Origin of the sequence: Sphingomonas panacisoli (assembly GCF_007859635.1) — a bacterium.
GTDB classification, from domain to species: domain Bacteria; phylum Pseudomonadota; class Alphaproteobacteria; order Sphingomonadales; family Sphingomonadaceae; genus Sphingomonas; species Sphingomonas panacisoli.
On record NZ_CP042306.1, the window covers coordinates 1,714,315 to 1,731,246 of the forward strand.

Consider the following 16,932-nt stretch of genomic DNA (forward strand, 5'->3'; position numbering starts at 1 on the left):
CTGCTAAAGTGGCGGCGACACATAGCGTGTGGGGGATTACATGGGTCTCGTTATCGCAGGCTTGCTTCTGTTTCTGGCGTTCGTTTTCCTGCTCAGCAGCGTGAAGGTCGTTCGACAGGGCTATCAGTACACCGTCGAACGCTTCGGCAAATATACCAACACGGCACAGCCCGGCCTGACCATCATCGTGCCCTTCTTCGACCGGATCGGCCGGCGCGTGAACATGATGGAGCAAGTGCTCGACATTCCGGGCCAGGAGATCATCACCAAGGACAATGCGATGGTCGCGGTCGACGGCGTCGTGTTCTTCCAGGTGCTCGACGCGGCGAAGGCGGCGTATGAAGTCAGCGACTTGTACGTCGCGATCATGCAGCTTTCGACGACCAACCTGCGCACGGTGATGGGTTCGATGGACCTCGACGAGACGCTGTCGAAGCGCGACGAGATCAACGCGCGCCTGCTCGCGGTGGTCGATCACGCGACCGAGGCCTGGGGCGTCAAGATCACGCGCGTCGAGCTGAAGGACATCCGCCCGCCCGCCGACATCGTCAACGCGATGACGCGGCAGATGAAGGCCGAGCGCGAGAAGCGCGCCTCGATCCTCGAATCCGAAGGCGCACGACAGAACGACATCAACCGCGCCGAAGGCCAGAAGCAGTCGCAAATTCTCGAAGCCGAGGGCCGCAAGGAAGCGGCATTCCGCGACGCCGAGGCACGCGAACGCTCGGCGCAGGCCGAAGCGACCGCGACGAAGCTGGTGTCGGACGCGATCGAAGCCGGCAGCAGTCAGTCGCTCAACTATTTCATCGCGCAGAAATACGTCGAAGCGGTCAGCCAGTTCGCCACCTCGCCGAACGCCAAGACCATCCTGTTCCCGGTCGAAGCGACGCAGTTGATCGGCACGCTCGGCGGGATCGGCGAACTCGCCAAGAGCGCGCTGGGCAACGGTGACGGCGGGGCACCGGGCGGCACCACCGTACCGCGCACGCGGAGCCCGCAATGACGATCTTCGGTATCGATTTCAGTATGTGGTCGCTATGGCTTGCCGGGGCGCTTGTGCTGGCGATCATGGAAGTGATCGCACCCGGCTTCTTCATGATCTTCTTAGCGGTCGGCGCGGCGATCACCGGGTTCGTGATGCTGATCGCCCCCGACCTCCATCCGATCGCCCAGGCGTTGCTGTTCGCGCTTTTCAGTGGCGTCGCGGTGATGCTCGGTCGGCGCTGGTACCATCGCAGCCCATCGACCGCCGGCGTGCCGGGCATGAACGACCGCACCGCCAAACTGATCGGCCGTACGGTCGAGGTGTGCGAGCCGATCGTCGGCGGCGAGGGCCGCGTGAAGGTCGGCGACGGTGCCTGGACCGCGAACGGCCCAGACATGCCCGCCGGCGCGCGCGTGCGGATCACGGGCGCGGCCGGGAGCGTGTTGCTGGTGGAACCTTTGGCCTAGGCTTTCCCGCCGCCGAACAGACCACCGGCAAGGCCGCCGATCTTGTCCATGATGCCGCCGCCCTCGCCGCCGCCGTTGAAGATGCTGGCGAACTGACCCAGCGACCCTTCGCCGCCGATATGACCGACGATCTGGCTGAGGATGCCCGAATCGAGCCCTGTCGCGGCGGCGGCGGTATCGACGGTGTCGCCCTCTTGCGGATGCGCTTTGGCGAGCGCCGCGACCGCCGCTTCGGCCTGTTCGGGCGAAATGCCGACCTTTGACGCGAGGTTCTTGATATCGACGTTCGAGGTGACTTGGCTGAGAATGCCGTCGAGAAGCGACATGGGGCAGTCCTTTTCGTTGCGCGGGGGTGCGCCGTTACTGATTAGCGCGGCGTCGTGGCGCTAGGAAGTCAGATCGGGCACGACATAGTCCATCCGCGCGGCGACCGAGAACAATCGTTCGCGCGAATAGGATGTCAGCGGCCAGTCTCGGCGTCCCTCAGGTGCGGCGAGCAAGGCGTTGACTTTGTCGGCAAGTGGCATCGCCGGGTCGGTGCGCTGCAGAAAACCGCCGACTGCCGACAGATACGCCATCGTGATTGTGTGGTGGTACCCCTGCGTCTCGTCGTTCACGCCGCCGACCGACTCGTTGTAGCCCGAGATGATTGCCCGCAGGTCGCGCTCCGGATCTATGTCGGGACGCTCGACGAGCAGCCATAGGCACGAGGCGAGATGCGCCTCGTGCGTCCATTCGGCGCGGGGCAAGGTGCGGGTGAGCAGTCCCTCCCCCACGTGGCGGACGGCAGCGTCATCGGCGAAGAAACGGATCTCATGGTCGGTCATGGTCGGGCTTTCCTGGGAAGGCCCGACGATGATCGGGCCGAATTATGCTGAGGCGGTGGCGGCGCGGGGTGCGGATTGTCGCACTCCCTCGTCGACTTGATCCGCGAATTGGGCGAAATTCTCGACGAATAGGTCGACCAGCGTCGCCGCCGTCGCATCGTATTCGGCCTTGTTCGACCAGGCCTCGCGCGGATCGAGGATCGCCGGATCGACGCCCGGCACGCTGACCGGGGCCATGAAGCCGAAGTTCGGATCCTTGCGGAATTCCGCCGACTTCAGACTGCCGTCGAGCGCGGCGTTGAGCAACGCGCGGGTCGCCTTGATCGGCATGCGCTTGATTCCCGGCATCGTCGCCTTGCCGCCCGACCAGCCGGTATTGACCAGCCAGCAATCGACGCCGCCCTTGGCGATCCGTTCCTTGAGGAGGTTGCCGTAGATCGACGGGTGGCGCGGCATGAAGGGCGCGCCGAAGCAGGTCGAGAATGTCGCCTCGGGCTCGGTCACGCCGATCTCGGTCCCCGCGACGCGCGCGGTGTAGCCCGACAGAAAGTGATACATCGCCTGATCCGGCGTCAGCTTGGCGATCGGCGGGAGCACACCGTAGGCATCGGCCGTCAGGAAGATGACGTTGTTCGGCACCGGCCCCATATTCTCGGCCGAGGTGTTCGGGATGAAATCGATCGGATAGGCGCCGCGGCTATTCTCCGCGAGGCGATTGTCGTCGAGGTCGAGCTGACGGGTGACGGGATCCATCACGACATTCTCGAGCACCGTGCCGAAGCGCTTGGTCGTCGCGAAGATTTCCGGCTCGGCATCGGCCGACAACCGGATCATCTTGGCGTAGCAACCGCCTTCGAAATTGAAGACCGCCTCGTCCGACCAGCCATGCTCGTCGTCGCCGATCAAGGTGCGGCTGGCATCGGCCGACAGCGTCGTCTTGCCGGTGCCCGACAGGCCGAAAAACACCGCAGTATTGCTGCCGTCATGCGCCATGTTGGCGGAGCAATGCATCGGCATCACGCCGTCAACCGGCAGTAGATAGTTGAGCAAGCCGAACACCGACTTCTTCATCTCGCCGGCATAGCGCGTGCCGCCGATCAGGATCAGCTTCTCGGTAAAATTGACCGCGATCACCGTTTCGGTACGCGTGCCATGCTTCGCCGGATCGGCGCGGAAGCTCGGCAGGTCGATGATCGTGTACTCGGCCTCGAACCCCTTCAGCTCGTGCGCCTCGGGGCGGACCAGCATCGTGCGGATGAACAGGTTGTGCCAGGCGAGTTCGGTCACGACGCGGACGTTGACGCGGTTTTCCGGCTGCGATCCGCCGAACAGGTCCTGGATGTACAGGTCTTCCTTGTCGCGCAGCGCGGCCATGAAATCGGCCTTCAGTGCGGCAAAATGCTCCGGCGACATCGCGCGGTTGGTCTTGCCCCACCACACGGTCGACTCGGTCTCGGCGTCGCGGACGATGAACTTGTCCTGCGCGGAGCGGCCGGTATGCGGACCAGTCTCGACGACCAGCGGGCCGTCGGCGCTCAACTTGCCTTCGCTGCGGGAAACCGCGGCATCGACCAGCCGCGCGGTGACGAGATTCCAGTGGAGGTCGGCACGGGTTTCGATACCCTGCGATTCGAGCCCGGCGTCCGGGATGCGCTCACTCACGATGTTTTCCTCAAACGTTTCTGTTTTTAACCATGCATTCGTATGCATTGGCGCTGATCGCGCCCATATCCGTCACCCGACGGACCGTCAAACCGGGCATTGAGCGTTAACTCCCTTTCCTCTACCTCGTGTGGCATGACGGCTACGATCGCGCTCGTTGATGACGACCGCAACATCCTGACCTCCGTGTCGATCGCGTTGCAGGCGGAGGGGTTTCTGACCCGCGTCTATTCGGACGGCGAGACCGCGCTCAAGGCGCTGATCGACAACCCGCCCGATCTCGCGATCTTCGACGTGAAGATGCCGCGGATGGACGGGCTGGAGCTGCTGCGGCGGCTGCGCGAAAAGAGCCATATTCCGGTGATCTTCCTGACCAGCAAGGACGACGAACTCGACGAAGCGCTGGGGCTCGCGATGGGTGCGGACGATTACATCGCTAAGCCATTCAGCCAGCGCCTGCTGATCGCGCGCATTCGGGCGATCCTGCGCCGCACCGACGTCGCGCAGGCCGGTGCGGGCGAGGAAGCGGTCGCCGAGACGCTGATCGAGCGCGGACGGCTGCAGATGGATCCGGCGCGGCACAAGGTTACATGGAGCGGCGACAACGTGACGCTGACCGTCACCGAGTTCCTGATCCTGGAAGCGCTCGCCCAGCGCCCCGGCGTGGTCAAAACGCGCAACCAGTTGATGGATGCCGCGTACCAGGACGACATCTATGTCGACGACCGCACGATCGACAGCCACATCAAGCGCGTCCGCCGCAAGTTCCGCGAGGTCGACGGCGACTTCGACGCAATCGAAACGCTCTATGGCGCTGGCTACCGTTTTTCGGAGGAATGACCCCGACGAGGAGGGGCGCGATCTTTCTCTCAGGTGGTCCGGGCGCATCTCGCTCACCACGCGCATCCTGGCGCTTAATATCTTCGCATTGGCGCTGCTGGCGGGCGGGTTCTTCTACCTCGATTCCTATCGCAGCCGCATCCTCGACAGCCGCACCGCGCAGGCGAGCCGCGAAGCGCGGTTGATCGCCGCGGCGATGAACGCCTCCGCGGCCGATCATCGCGCGGCGCTGGCGCTGCAACTGGCGCGCGACACGGGGACGCGCATTCGCCTGTTTCGGGCGGACGGCGCGCTGGCCGGCGACACGCGCGCCATGGGGCTGCGCAACGTGCAACTGATCGACCCGACGACGCAGGATTGGCGCCAGCAAGTCGCGCGGTTCCTCGACGCGATGATCGACACGGTGGTCAATTCGCCCCGCGCGCCGCTCTACCGTGAGCGGCCGGCGGGCAGCGAGTGGCCCGACGTCCACACCGCGCGGACGACCGCGAGCGCCCCCGCGACGGTGTGGCGCGCGCCCGATCGTACACCGGTCATCACCGCCGCAGCGGCATTGGGCGATGGCGAGATCGTCATGACCACGGTCAACGCGCGCGACATCACGCAGACCGTGCGCAGCGAACGGCTGCGGCTCAGCATCGTGCTGGGGATCGTGTCGCTCGTGTCGATCTTCCTCTCGCTGTTCCTGGCGAGGACAATCGTGCGGCCGTTGCGTCGGTTGGCCCGGGCAGCGGTGCGCGTCCGGCTCGGGCGCGCCCGCGAAGTGGTGGTCCCCCGCCTGCCCTCGCGCCGCGACGAGATCGGCAGCCTGGCGCGCGCGTTGAGCGACATGAGCCAGGCCCTGCGCGCCCGGATCGACGCGACAGAGGCGTTCGCTGCGGACGTCGCGCACGAAATGAAGAACCCGCTCGCCTCGATGCGGTCGGCGCTCGAAGGATTGGGATCGGTCAAGGACGCCGAACTGCGCGAACGACTGCTGGCGATCCTGCGCGACGATGTGCATCGGCTCGACCGGCTGATCACCGATATCGCCGAGGCCTCGCGCCTCGACGCACAGCTGAGCCGCGCCAAGTTCGACGAGGTCGATGTGCCCGCGATGATCGCCGGCCTGATCGCGCAACGCGGCGAGCGCGGGGTCGAGCGCGGCGTGCAGATCCGCTTCGACAATCAGGTCCAGGGCAGCCGCCCGGTAATGGCGGAGGGCGCGCGGCTGGAGCGCGTGTTCGAGAATTTGTTCGAAAACGCCGTGTCCTTCTCTCCCGACAACGGCCTGATTACCGTCGGCGCGACGGTCGAACGACGTGAGCTGGTCGTGCGGGTCGAGGACGAAGGACCAGGTGTTCCCGAGGAAGCGCGCGAGTCGGTGTTCGATCGCTTCCAGTCGATCCGGCCCGAAAGCGAAGAGTTCGGCAAGCATTCCGGCCTCGGCCTCGCCATTGCGCGGACCATCGTCGAAGGGCATCAGGGCACGATCGTCGTGGAATCGCGCGAGGATCGGTTGAGCGGCGCTCGGTTCGTCGTCCGCCTGCCGCTTTCGCCGGGCCGATAGGAGGCATGTCATCGCCCTGCCCTCGTCCGAAACGCTCCACGCCACGAGCGTCGCGATCGGCGACCGCGCGGTGTTGATCGAAGGTCCATCGGGCGCGGGCAAGTCCGACCTGGCGTTGCGGCTGATCGACCGCGGCGCGGTGCTGGTCAGCGACGACTATACGGTGCTAGCTCGCGACGGCGACGTGCTCATCGCGTCCGCGCCGGATACGATCGCCGGACAGATCGAGGTCCGCGGGATCGGGATCGTTCCGATCGCGCATCGGGATGGGGTACGCGTCGCGCTGGCCATCCGCCTGACCGACTCGCCGGAGCGCATGCCGCCGAGCGACGAGAAGCGGAGCATCGCCGGCGTCGCGATCCCCGAGGTCGCGATCGACGCGCGATCGGCATCGGCGCCGATCAAGGTCGAGTTGGCGATCGAGCATCTGGCGGGGGCCGAGGTATGAACGACGCGCGCGAAATCCTGCTGGTCACCGGCCTGTCGGGCGCGGGGAAGTCGACCGTGCTCAAGACGCTCGAGGATCTCGGCTGGGAGACGGTCGACAATTTGCCACTCCGCCTGCTTGATCGCTTGCTCAGCTCGCCGCCGGCGGAAGGCGCGGAGGACGATCACCGCCCGCTCGCGCTCGGCATCGACGCGCGGACCCGCGATTTCGACCCCGACCGCATCGTCAAGCGGATCAAGAAGCTGCGCGACGATCACGCCTACGACATCGGCACCCTGTTCCTCGATTGCGGCGGTGCCGAGCTAGAGCGGCGCTATTCGGAAACGCGTCGGCGCCACCCGCTCGCGCTCGATCGGCCCGCCAGCGACGGTATCGCGCGCGAACGCGAGTTGCTCGCGCCACTGCGGCGGTGGGCGAACCGGTTGATCGACACGACCGATCTCAGCAGCAACGAACTGGCGCAGCAGGTGCGCGCGACGTTCAGCGGCGAAGGGCTCGGCGAACCGACGCTGGCGGTCATGTCGTTCGGCTTCGCGCGGGGCGTGCCGCGCAACGCCGACCTGATGTTCGACATGCGTTTCCTGCGCAATCCGCATTGGGACGAGCAATTGCGGCCCGGCACGGGGCTCGACGCCGACGTGTCGGCCTATGTCGCGGCCGATCCGGCTTATGACGCGGCGATGAGGCAGATCGAGGACCTGCTGCTCCTCCTGCTTCCGCGCTACCGCGCCGAGGGCAAGTCGTACGTCACGATCGCGTTCGGCTGTACCGGAGGGAGACATCGCTCGGTCCACGTCGCGGAGCGCATCGCAGGGCGGTTGCGCGAGGCCGGGTTTTCGCCCACGGTTGCGCACAGGGATTTGGGGGCGGCGCCACAGGACTCGCTTGAGGGTGCGCCGCGAGCAAGTTTGGGATAGTAGGGCAAGCATGATCGGCCTGGTTTTGGTGACGCACGGACGTCTGGCGTCCGAATTCGTGACCGCAATGGAGCACGTCGTCGGCCCGCAGGAGCATGTCGAGGCGATCGCGATCGGTCCCGAGGACGACATGGAGGCGCGCCGCGCCGACATCGCCGCCGCCATCGCCAAGGTGGATATCGGTAAAGGCGTGATCCTGTTGACCGACCTGTTCGGCGGCACGCCGTCCAACCTCGCCATCTCGCTGCTCGAGCGCGGGCGAGTCGAAGTGATCGCGGGGATCAACCTGCCGATGCTGATCCGCCTGGCGTCGGCGCGCAAGACGATGAAGGTCATCGATGCCGTCGCCGCGGCGCGCGAGGCGGGACGGAAATACATATCGGTCGCGTCCGAAGTGCTCGGCGAGGCCGCCGCCTGATGCAGGTCAGCCGCAGCGTCCAGATCACCAACAAACGCGGCCTCCACGCCCGCGCCTCCGCCAAGTTCGTGACGCTCGCCTCGGGCCTGCCGGTCGAGGTCATGGTGGTGAAGGACGGCTCCGGCGTCACCGGCACCTCGATCATGGGCCTGATGATGCTCGGCGCGGCGATGGGCGACACGATCACGATCAGCGCCGAGGGCGACGGCGCGGAAGGCGCGGTGGGCGCGCTGTGCGAACTGGTCGAGGCCAAGTTCGGCGAGGACTAAGGGTCCAAACTATGCTCGAAGCCCTGCGCAACGCGTTGGCGAACAACAACAACGTGCTGATGGTGCGGATCTGCACCGCCGGGCAGAAGATCCCGAACGAACGCGCGATCATCGCCGTCGATGAGGTCGGCGTCGTCGTCCAGGGCGCGCATGATGGCGAGTTCTACGTCCAGCCGTGGAGCAACATCGCGTGGATCGCGGTGTCGTGAGCCGCTAAGCGCTCGTCCATGCCGCGTCAGATCACCGCCTTTTCCAATACGCTCGTCAAACGCGTCCGGTCGCTGCGCGACAAGAAGCATCGCCGCGCCGAAAGGCTGTTCCTCGCCGAAGGGCTGCGCATCCTGACCGAGGCGCGCGAGGCCGGGCGGTTGCCGGACTATCTATTCTTCACCGCCGAAGGGTCGCGGCATCCGCTGGCGGCCGCGCTGATCGACACGGTCGAGAACAATGGCGGCGAGGCGATCGAGACCAATCACGACATCCTGTCCAAGCTGTCGGGCAAGGACAACGCCCAGGCGGTGGTCGGCGTGTTCCCCGAATTCACCACGCCGCTCGACCAGCTCGACCGCGGGGCCTCGCCGATCTGGCTGGTCGCCGAGCGGCTGCGCGATCCGGGCAATCTCGGCACGATCCTGCGCACCGGCGACGCGGTCGGTGCGGGCGGGCTGATCCTGATCGACGATTGCGTCGATCCGTTTTCGGTCGAAGCGGTGCGGGCGAGCATGGGCGCGCTGTTTACCGTGCCGATCGCGCAGGCGCGCTGGGAGGAGTTCGTGCCGTGGCTTCGATCGGGGCCTGGGCAACTGGTCGGCCTCAGTCTCCAGACCGAATCGAGCTATCGCGATGCAGCTTATGCCTCTCCGACGTTTTTGCTGACCGGCAATGAAGCGCAGGGATTGCCCGAGGCGTACGAGGCCGAATGCGACCTGCTGGTCAAGCTGCCGATGCTCGGCAAGGCCGACAGCCTGAACGCCGCCGTCGCGACCGCGGTGATGGCGTACGAGGTACTCGCGCGATCGCGCGGATGACGGTCACACCGTCAGTTTGCGCTGATCCTCGATATATTTGAGTTCGCGCGGCGAATCCTCGTCGTCGGGATTGATCGCCAGGCATTTGCGGTACGCCGCTGCCGCCGCGATAAGATCGCCGAGTTCCACCAGGTCGTAGCCGACGCCCTTGAGCGCGAGACACCGTTCTTCCTTGACCCTATCGGGCGTCAGATCGGCGGCGGCTTCCGCACGGCGATAGGCGTCGAGCGACTCCTTCCACTTCTTCTGCTTCATGAAGATGTAGCCGAGCTCGTTGAGATAGCGCGCATTTTGTGGGGCGAAGCGGACCAGCCGCTCGAACGCGGTCTGCGCTTCGGCCAGCTTGTCGAGGTCGATCAGCGCATATCCCGTGACATATTGCGCGCGGCACCAGCCCGAATCGACCGCCAATGCCGGGCGGTTCGCCTTCGCCGCATCGGCGAGGTAGCGGGACGATTGTTCGGGCGTCAGCGCGCAGAAGATGTCACGCTTCTCACCCGCATATTGGCGTTCGAAATCGGCCAGTACGGGACGCATGAGTTCGACCGCCTTACCCGGATTCTTGGCGCGGATCGCGGCCATGCCGGCGTCGTATTTGGCGTCGAACGCGGGCGAGCGAGTGCCGCGATTGCGCACCGCGACAGAGGGCCGGTCGTCATCGGAGTCGCGGCTGGGCGCGGCGCGCGACGATTTCACCGCAGTATCGTCGTCTTCGTCGTCGGGTGCCGAGCGTTCGACCGGATTGCCCGGCGGGCGTTGCCTGATCGTCTGCCCCGCCATTACCGGCGCCGCCACGGCCATCGCCGCCATCACGATCGTTGCGCGCCTCAACATCCCAAAACTCATCGTCCGTTACTCCGACGAATCACGCTTCCGCCGAACGATCCGCTATCTCGCTGACCGACGCAAGCTTCACCAAAGGACGCGGCGTCTGCTCGACGATCGGCGGCGATTCGATCGAACGGCCCGCGGTGTCGATGTTGAATTCCTCGAACCGTTTGGCCTGCGTCAGGACCTGCGTCTCCAGGCTGCCGACGAACGCGTTATAGGCGTCGTTGGCCAGCCCGATGTTGCGGCCGAGCTTGGCGACATGACCGCCCATCACCGCGAGCCGCGCATAGAGTTCCTTGCCCAGTTCGGCGATCTGGCGCGCCTCGCCCGCCAGCCTCTCCTGCCGCCATACCGCCGCGACGGTACGTGCGATCGCGATCAGATTGGTCGGGGTCGCCAGCAATACGCGGCGATCGAAGGCGAAGTCCCATAGCGACGGGTCCTGTTCGAGCGCGGCGGACAGGAAATGTTCGCCCGGCACGAACATGATGACGTAATCGGGGGCGTCGTCGAACTGGCTCCAATACGCCTTGGCGCCGAGCGCGTTGACATGCGCGCGCATCGACGCGGCGTGGCGCTGCAGCCCGAGCGCGCGCTCGGCGTCGTCGATCGCGCCGAACGCGTCCTGATAGTCGTTGAGCGAGACTTTGGCGTCGATCACCAATTGCTTGCCGCCGGGGACGTTGATGATGACGTCAGGGCGCAGCCGACCACCCTCGCCGTCGGCGACGCTCACTTCGGCCTGGAAATCGGCGACGTCCGACAGCCCGCAGCTTTCGAGGACATTGCGCAACTGCTGCTCGCCCCAGCGCCCGCGCGCCTTGGGGGCGTTGCGGAGCGCGTTGACCAGTTTGGAGGCTTCGGCGCGGACCGACTCGCTGCCGACACGCATCGATTCGATCTGGCCTTTCAAGTCGCCGAACGCATCGCGGCGCTCGGCTTCGACCTTGGCGACGCCCTGTTCGTATCGTTCGAGTCGTTCGTGAACAGGCTGCAGCAACGCCTTGAGATTCTGCCCACTTGTCGTTTCCGATTGCCGGAACCGCTCGTCGGCACGCTGGAGGAACTTGGCCTGAGCGTCGTCGAGCAATTTTTGCCCGACCTCGGCGAACTGGCTGGCGAGCGCATCCTTCGCCGCCATGAGTTCGACCATTCGCGCCTCGAACGCTTTCTCGCGCTCGGCCGTCGCCGCGCGGTGCGAATCGAGCGAGCGCATCGCCGTGTCGCGCTCGTCGGTCACTTCGGCGAGCAGCTTGCGCGTCAAATCGTGCTGATCGGCATGCACCTTCGCCGCCGCCAGTTCGCCGACGCCATGCCGCGACGCGAGCAGCCAGCCCAAGGCGGCGCCGAGGATCAGGGCGACGACGCCGACCAGAATCACGGCAGTCACGCGGCCACCCGCAAGGTTACAACGTTGACACCAGCACGATCGTTTTGGCCAAAAGCGTCGGGAAAGCCGCCGCAAAGCGCCAACGACGCGTCGCCTGCGCGCCGCACACGCCTCATCATGGTCACACTGTCGCGTCCGCGAGGGATCGCCGACGCGGCGGCGATGCCACGCCAATGCGACGTGCTGTGTCCAGTGATATACAAAAAAGAACGTGCCATGCGTGGAACATAGATCGAACACGTCATGTAGGACAATGCTATTTTCGACGGTCACCCCGGCACGAGGGCGGGGTGACGGCAGATGGCATATGCGGCTAACGTCGTTGTATGCTGTCCGACATCGACATTTCGCGCGCCGCAACGCTCCAACCGATCCAGGCGATCGCCGACAAAGCGGGGATACCCGCCGACGCGGTCGAACCCTATGGCCGCTTCAAGGCCAAGCTCACTCGCGAGCACCTCCCCGTCCCGCGCGACCTCGGCAAACTGATCCTGGTCACCGCGATCAGCCCGACCCCCGCCGGCGAGGGCAAATCGACCACCTCGGTCGGGCTCGCCGACGCGCTCAACCGGATCGGCAAGAAGACGATGATCGCCTTGCGCGAACCGAGCCTCGGCCCCTGCTTCGGCACCAAGGGCGGCGCAACCGGTGGCGGCTATGCGCAGGTCGTGCCGATGGAGGATATCAACCTCCACTTCACCGGCGATTTCCATGCGATCACCAGTGCGCACAATCTGCTCGCGGCGATGATCGACAACCATGTCCATTGGGGCAACGCGCTCGACATCGACGTGCGGCGCGTGGTGTGGCGGCGCGTGCTCGACATGAACGACCGGGCGTTGCGCGACATCGCCCAGTCGCTCGGCGGGCCGGCCAACGGCTTCCCGCGCGAGAGCGGATTCGACATCACCGTGGCCAGCGAAGTGATGGCGATCCTGTGCCTGGCGGACGATCTGGAGGATCTGGAGGCGCGGCTCGGGCGGATCGTCGTCGCCTATTCACGCGACAGAAAACCGATCACCGCCAAGGCCTTGAAGGCCGATGGCGCCATGGCGGTATTGCTCGCGGAGGCGATCAAACCGAACCTGGTACAGACGCTGGAGGGCAATCCGGCGCTCGTCCATGGCGGGCCGTTCGCCAATATCGCGCACGGCTGCAATTCGGTGATCGCGACGCGGACGGCGCTGGGGCTGGCCGACTATGTCGTGACCGAAGCGGGGTTCGGCGCCGATCTGGGCGCAGAGAAGTTCTTCGACATCAAGTGCCGCCAGGCCGACTTGAAGCCGTCGGCCGCGGTGATCGTCGCGACGGTGCGCGCGCTCAAGATGAACGGCGGCGTGGCAAAGGCGGACCTCAGTACCGAAGACGTCGAGGCCGTGAAACGCGGCGGGGTCAATCTGGCGCGGCATATCGAGAACGTCCGGCAGTTCGGCCTGCCGGCGGTCGTCGCGATCAACCGCTTCCCCACCGACACCGGCGCCGAGCTGACCGAGGTGATCGCGATCGCCAAGGCGCATGGCTGCGACGCGATCGTCTGCACCCACCACGCCGACGGCGGCAAGGGCGCGGAGGGTCTGGCGAAGGTGGTCGTCGAACTTGCGGAAGCGCCATCGCAATTCGCGCCGCTCTACGACGACGATATCCCGCTGTTCGACAAGATCAACACCGTCGCGACGCGCATCTACCGCGCCGAGCACGCCACCGCGGAGCCGAGCGTCCTGGCGCAGTTGAAACGATGGGAGGATGCGGGATACGGCCACCTGCCCGTCTGCATGGCCAAGACGCAATACAGCTTCTCGACCGATCCCGCCGCGTTGGGCGCACCGACCGGGCATAGCGTGCCCGTGCGCGAAGTGCGGCTGGCGGCGGGCGCCGGGTTCGTGGTCGCGATCTGCGGCGAGATCATGACGATGCCGGGGTTACCCAGGGTACCGGCCGCGGAGGGAATCAGGATCGGCGCAAGCGGGGAGATCGAGGGGTTGTTCTAGCCTTAGTCGTCACCCCAGCGAACGCTGGGGTCTCAGGCGGCTAGGCCAGTCGGTCGAACAAGTCCTCCCAATTCGGATTCATGCTTTCGATAAGTTGGATTTTCCATTCGCGTTTCCACGCTTTGATCGCCTTCTCGCGAGCGATCGCCGGCTCGATATCGTCGCTCGGTTCGGCGAACACCAGCTTGTCCAGATTGTACTGGCGGCAGAAAGCCGATCCCACCCCGCGACGATGTTGATCGACACGCGCTGCGAGATCGGCGGTCACGCCTGTGTAAAGCACGCCGCGCGGCTTGTTCGTCATGATATAGACCCAGCCGCCCTTCGCCATGACGCGAGGTTACGCGATGCGGCCTGAGATGCCAGCTTGCGCTGGCATGACGATTGTTACGCCGCCTTCCGCAACTTCGCCAGCTTCTTCATCAGCATGTCGCGCTTCAGCTTGCTGATGTGATCGGTGAACAGCACGCCGTTGAGATGGTCGATCTCGTGCTGAACGCACGTCGCCATCAGGCCGTCCAATTCCTCTTCGCGGCTCTTGCCGTTTTCGTCCTGCCACTTCACGCGACAGCGTGCGGGGCGCTCGACCTCGGCATATTGCTCGGGGATCGACAGGCAACCTTCGTTGTAGGTTGAGGTTTCTTCGCTAACCGATAGAATTTCCGGGTTAATGAAGGTCATCGGCTTGCGCACTGGCTCGCCGTCTTCCTCTTCCGGCTCCTGCAGATCCATGACGAAGATGCGCTGTTCGATCCCGACTTGTGTCGCGGCGAGGCCGATGCCGCGCGCGTCGTACATCGTGTCGAACATGTCGGCGACCGTCGCGCGGACGGCGGCGTCGATCGTAACGACCGGCTTGGCGACGACGCGGAGGCCGGGATCGGGAACTTCGAGGATGCTGAGAACGGTCATGGCGGTCAGCTAGAAAAGCCCCCGCCCCCCGTCAAGCGGACCGATCAGGCGACGGGTCGTCGCGCCCGCATCGCCTGGGCCAGCGTGCCTTCGTCGAGATAGTCGAGCTCGCCACCGACCGGCAGGCCATGCGCGAGCTGGGTCAGCCGCACCGGGAATTGCTCGATCCGCTCGGCGATGTAGTGCGCCGTCGTCTGCCCCTCGAGCGTCGCGTTCATCGCCAGCACGACCTCGTCGATCCCGCCCGCTTCGACCCGTTGCACCAGCCGCGCGATACCGAGATCCTCGGGCCGCACGCCGTCGAGCGCCGACAGCCGCCCGCCCAGCACGTGATACCGCCCCGGAAACAGTCGCGAGCGTTCGAGCGCCCACAGGTCAGCGACTTCTTCGACCACGCAGAGGCTCCGCTGGTCGCGGCGCGGGTCCGCGCACACGCTGCAAGGGTCGCTGGTGTCGATGTTCCCGCACACCGAACAGGTCGCGAGCCGGCGATCGACCGCCTCCAGCGCCGACAGGAGCGGCGCCAAAGCCCCTTCCCGCTTCTTGAGCAGATGCAGCACCGCACGCCGCGCCGACCGCGGGCCGAGCCCCGGGAGCCGCGCGAGCGCCTGCGTCAACGCCTCTATTTCCTGCGATGCCATGACGGCACAGATAGGGGGTTGCCCTGCCTCCTGCCAAGCGGGATGAGCGAGCCATGCGGATCGTCTTCATGGGAACGCCGGACTTTGCCGTCCCGACGCTCGACGCCTTGGTCGCGGCAGGTCATGAGGTCGCGGCGGCGTACAGCCAGCCGCCGCGCCCTGGCGGACGGCGCGGCCGCGAATTGACGCCGTCGCCGGTGCAGGCGCGGGCGGAGGCGCTGGGCATTTCCGTCAGGACGCCGACGAGCCTGCGCAACGCCGAGGCGCAAGCCGAATTCGCCGCGCTCGACACCGATATCGCAGTGGTCGCCGCCTATGGGCTCATCTTGCCGCAAGCGGTACTCGACGCGCCAAAACATGGCTGTTTCAACGTCCACGGTTCTTTGTTGCCGCGCTGGCGCGGTGCGGCACCGATTCAGCGCGCGATCCTGGCCGGCGATGCCGAGACGGGCGTGGGCATCATGCGGATGGAGGCCGGGCTCGATACCGGACCGGTGATGTTCGAAGGGCGGACGGGGATCGACGGCAAGACGGCTGGCGAACTGACCGACGAACTGGCGCAGATGGGCGCGCGATTGATGGTCGAGGTTCTCGGCGATTTGGCCGCCTTCCCGCCCCGTCCGCAGCCCGACGATGGCGTCACTTATGCGAAGAAGATCGACAAGGCCGAGACGCGGCTCGATTTCACCCAGCCGGCGGAGCAGGTCGAGCGTCAGGTCCGCGCGTTCAACCCGCCTGGCGCGTATATCGAAGTTGGCGGCGAACGCATCCGCGTCCTGTCAGCCACCATTCGTCATCCCAGCGAAAGCTGGGATCTTGCGAAGCAGCGGGAATCGCTCATCGCCCGAGACCCCAGCTTTCGCTGGGGTGACGGCATTGTAGTCGGCGACGACCTCACCATCGCGTGCGGCACCGGCGCGATCCGCCCCACCCTAGTCCAGCGCGCGGGACGCGGCGTCATGACGTCAGATGAGCTGTTGCGGGGGTTTTCCCTGCCTCCCGGCACCCAACTGTGACTCGGTTTGCACTGACGGTGGAGTATGACGGCCGCCCGTTCATGGGCTGGCAGCGGCAGGATCACGGGCCGAGCGTCCAAGCCGCGATCGAGCGTGCCGCCAATGAAATCACCGGCGAGACGATCACCGTCCACGCCGCCGGTCGTACGGACGCCGGGGTGCATGGGCTCGGCATGCGCGCGCATCTCGACGTCGCGCGGGCGATCACGCCGTTTCGACTGATGGAGGCGCTAAACGCGCGCCTGCGGCCCGATCCGGTTGCGATCCTGGCGTGCGAGGAAGTGGCCGACGACTGGCATGCGCGATTCTCCTGCCTGGCTCGGCACTACGAGTACCGGATCGTCACGCGTCGCGCGCCGCTGACATGGGAAGCCGGGCTGGCGTGGCGGGTGCCGCAGGAGCTCGACGCCGCGGCGATGCACGATGCGGCGCAAGTACTCGTCGGGCGGCATGACTTCACGACGTTCCGGTCGGCGCACTGTCAATCGGACAGCCCCGTGAAGACGCTCGACCGCCTCGACGTCGTGGCGGCGGGCGATCGGCTCAGCGTGTTCGCCTCGGCGCGGTCGTTCCTCCATCACCAGGTGCGGTCGATGGTGGGGTGCCTGGCGCTGGTCGGGCAAGGGAAGTGGACACGCGACGACCTCAAGGCGGCGCTCGATGCAGCGGATCGCGCGGCGTTAGGCTTCAATGCGCCGCCCGACGGGCTGTATTTCCTGCGCGCCGACTATCCGTAGTTCTTGG

General features: G+C 65.9%; 21 protein-coding genes. 13 read left to right on the forward strand and 8 right to left on the reverse strand.

The window, feature by feature from the left end:
* Window positions 1-40: 40 nt before the first annotated feature.
* Together FPZ24_RS08760 and FPZ24_RS08765 are read left to right on the forward strand one after the other, a co-directional pair.
* Complete coding sequence (locus tag FPZ24_RS08760) at window positions 41-1,003, forward strand: SPFH domain-containing protein (protein ID WP_146571157.1); 963 nt, start codon at window positions 41-43, stop codon at window positions 1,001-1,003.
* Window positions 1,000-1,452 carry an NfeD family protein gene (locus tag FPZ24_RS08765; protein ID WP_146571159.1) on the forward strand — a complete coding sequence of 151 codons (453 nt, stop codon included), beginning with the start codon at window positions 1,000-1,002 and terminating at the stop codon, window positions 1,450-1,452. The genes FPZ24_RS08760 and FPZ24_RS08765 overlap by 4 nt, the downstream gene beginning before the upstream one ends.
* Here the strand turns inward: FPZ24_RS08765 and FPZ24_RS08770 are convergent.
* Genes FPZ24_RS08770 through FPZ24_RS08780 form a run of 3 tightly spaced genes read right to left on the reverse strand, consistent with a single transcriptional unit; the run spans window position 1,449 to window position 3,941 of the window.
* Entirely contained in the window at window positions 1,449-1,778 is a 330-nt protein-coding gene (locus FPZ24_RS08770) for a hypothetical protein (protein WP_146571162.1), read from the reverse strand. The genes FPZ24_RS08765 and FPZ24_RS08770 overlap by 4 nt on opposite strands.
* A 60-nt stretch (window positions 1,779-1,838) precedes the next feature.
* On the reverse strand, window positions 1,839-2,279 hold the full coding sequence (locus FPZ24_RS08775) for a hypothetical protein (RefSeq protein ID WP_146571164.1): 441 nt from the start codon (window positions 2,277-2,279) through the stop codon (window positions 1,839-1,841).
* Between the two features lie 42 nt (window positions 2,280-2,321).
* On the reverse strand, window positions 2,322-3,941 hold the full coding sequence (locus tag FPZ24_RS08780; protein ID WP_240047392.1) for a phosphoenolpyruvate carboxykinase: 1,620 nt from the start codon (window positions 3,939-3,941) through the stop codon (window positions 2,322-2,324).
* A 135-nt stretch (window positions 3,942-4,076) separates the two neighbouring features.
* Between FPZ24_RS08780 and FPZ24_RS08785 the strand changes: the two genes are divergently transcribed.
* The 8 genes from FPZ24_RS08785 to FPZ24_RS08820 all read left to right on the forward strand — a co-directional run bounded on the left by FPZ24_RS08785 (window position 4,077) and on the right by FPZ24_RS08820 (window position 9,410).
* Window positions 4,077-4,781, forward strand: a complete 705-nt coding sequence (locus FPZ24_RS08785; RefSeq protein ID WP_146571168.1) for a response regulator transcription factor — start codon at window positions 4,077-4,079, stop codon at window positions 4,779-4,781.
* The gene (locus FPZ24_RS08790; protein ID WP_146571170.1) at window positions 4,750-6,330 is read left to right on the forward strand and encodes a sensor histidine kinase; all 1,581 of its coding nucleotides are present in this window, start codon (window positions 4,750-4,752) and stop codon (window positions 6,328-6,330) included. Before FPZ24_RS08785 ends, FPZ24_RS08790 begins: the two co-directional genes overlap by 32 nt.
* A gap of 70 nt (window positions 6,331-6,400) precedes the next feature.
* The gene (locus FPZ24_RS08795; RefSeq protein ID WP_420853350.1) at window positions 6,401-6,778 is read left to right on the forward strand and encodes an HPr kinase/phosphorylase; all 378 of its coding nucleotides are present in this window, start codon (window positions 6,401-6,403) and stop codon (window positions 6,776-6,778) included.
* Window positions 6,775-7,695, forward strand: coding sequence for an RNase adapter RapZ (gene rapZ, locus FPZ24_RS08800; RefSeq protein WP_146571174.1), 921 nt, complete (start codon window positions 6,775-6,777; stop codon window positions 7,693-7,695). Before FPZ24_RS08795 ends, rapZ begins: the two co-directional genes overlap by 4 nt.
* 10 nt (window positions 7,696-7,705) lie before the next feature.
* Window positions 7,706-8,113, forward strand: a complete 408-nt coding sequence (locus FPZ24_RS08805; protein ID WP_146571176.1) for a PTS sugar transporter subunit IIA — start codon at window positions 7,706-7,708, stop codon at window positions 8,111-8,113.
* Entirely contained in the window at window positions 8,113-8,382 is a 270-nt protein-coding gene (locus FPZ24_RS08810) for an HPr family phosphocarrier protein (RefSeq protein ID WP_146571178.1), read from the forward strand. Before FPZ24_RS08805 ends, FPZ24_RS08810 begins: the two co-directional genes overlap by 1 nt.
* A gap of 11 nt (window positions 8,383-8,393) precedes the next feature.
* Complete coding sequence (locus tag FPZ24_RS08815) at window positions 8,394-8,591, forward strand: hypothetical protein (RefSeq protein ID WP_146571179.1); 198 nt, start codon at window positions 8,394-8,396, stop codon at window positions 8,589-8,591.
* A gap of 18 nt (window positions 8,592-8,609) precedes the next feature.
* Window positions 8,610-9,410, forward strand: a complete 801-nt coding sequence (locus tag FPZ24_RS08820; RefSeq protein ID WP_146571181.1) for a TrmH family RNA methyltransferase — start codon at window positions 8,610-8,612, stop codon at window positions 9,408-9,410.
* 3 nt (window positions 9,411-9,413) lie between these two features.
* On the opposite strand, the gene FPZ24_RS08825 is transcribed toward FPZ24_RS08820, so the two are convergent.
* Window positions 9,414-10,244: a tetratricopeptide repeat protein gene (locus FPZ24_RS08825; protein ID WP_186728698.1), complete on the reverse strand. Its 831-nt coding sequence runs from the start codon at window positions 10,242-10,244 to the stop codon at window positions 9,414-9,416.
* Window positions 10,245-10,275: 31 nt separating this feature from the next.
* The gene (locus FPZ24_RS08830; RefSeq protein ID WP_146571185.1) at window positions 10,276-11,631 is read right to left on the reverse strand and encodes a DNA recombination protein RmuC; all 1,356 of its coding nucleotides are present in this window, start codon (window positions 11,629-11,631) and stop codon (window positions 10,276-10,278) included.
* 326 nt (window positions 11,632-11,957) lie between these two features.
* Between FPZ24_RS08830 and FPZ24_RS08835 the strand changes: the two genes are divergently transcribed.
* A complete protein-coding gene (locus FPZ24_RS08835) occupies window positions 11,958-13,619 on the forward strand; it encodes a formate--tetrahydrofolate ligase (RefSeq protein WP_146571187.1) in 1,662 nt (553 codons plus the stop codon).
* A gap of 40 nt (window positions 13,620-13,659) precedes the next feature.
* Here FPZ24_RS08835 and FPZ24_RS08840 read toward each other — a convergent pair whose 3' ends face one another.
* From FPZ24_RS08840 to recR, 3 genes are read right to left on the reverse strand one after another with little or no spacing between them, the layout of a single operon-like run.
* Window positions 13,660-13,950 carry a GIY-YIG nuclease family protein gene (locus FPZ24_RS08840; RefSeq protein WP_146571189.1) on the reverse strand — a complete coding sequence of 97 codons (291 nt, stop codon included), beginning with the start codon at window positions 13,948-13,950 and terminating at the stop codon, window positions 13,660-13,662.
* 56 nt (window positions 13,951-14,006) lie between these two features.
* The gene (def, locus tag FPZ24_RS08845; RefSeq protein WP_146571191.1) at window positions 14,007-14,531 is read right to left on the reverse strand and encodes a peptide deformylase; all 525 of its coding nucleotides are present in this window, start codon (window positions 14,529-14,531) and stop codon (window positions 14,007-14,009) included.
* 44 nt (window positions 14,532-14,575) lie between these two features.
* Complete coding sequence (gene recR, locus FPZ24_RS08850) at window positions 14,576-15,172, reverse strand: recombination mediator RecR (protein WP_146571193.1); 597 nt, start codon at window positions 15,170-15,172, stop codon at window positions 14,576-14,578.
* A 53-nt stretch (window positions 15,173-15,225) separates the two neighbouring features.
* On the opposite strand from recR, the gene fmt reads away from it, so the two are divergent.
* Together fmt and truA are read left to right on the forward strand one after the other, a co-directional pair.
* On the forward strand, window positions 15,226-16,188 hold the full coding sequence (fmt, locus tag FPZ24_RS08855; RefSeq protein ID WP_146571196.1) for a methionyl-tRNA formyltransferase: 963 nt from the start codon (window positions 15,226-15,228) through the stop codon (window positions 16,186-16,188).
* Window positions 16,185-16,925 carry a tRNA pseudouridine(38-40) synthase TruA gene (gene truA / locus FPZ24_RS08860; RefSeq protein WP_146571198.1) on the forward strand — a complete coding sequence of 247 codons (741 nt, stop codon included), beginning with the start codon at window positions 16,185-16,187 and terminating at the stop codon, window positions 16,923-16,925. The genes fmt and truA overlap by 4 nt, the downstream gene beginning before the upstream one ends.
* The last annotated feature ends 7 nt before the right edge of the window (window positions 16,926-16,932 follow it).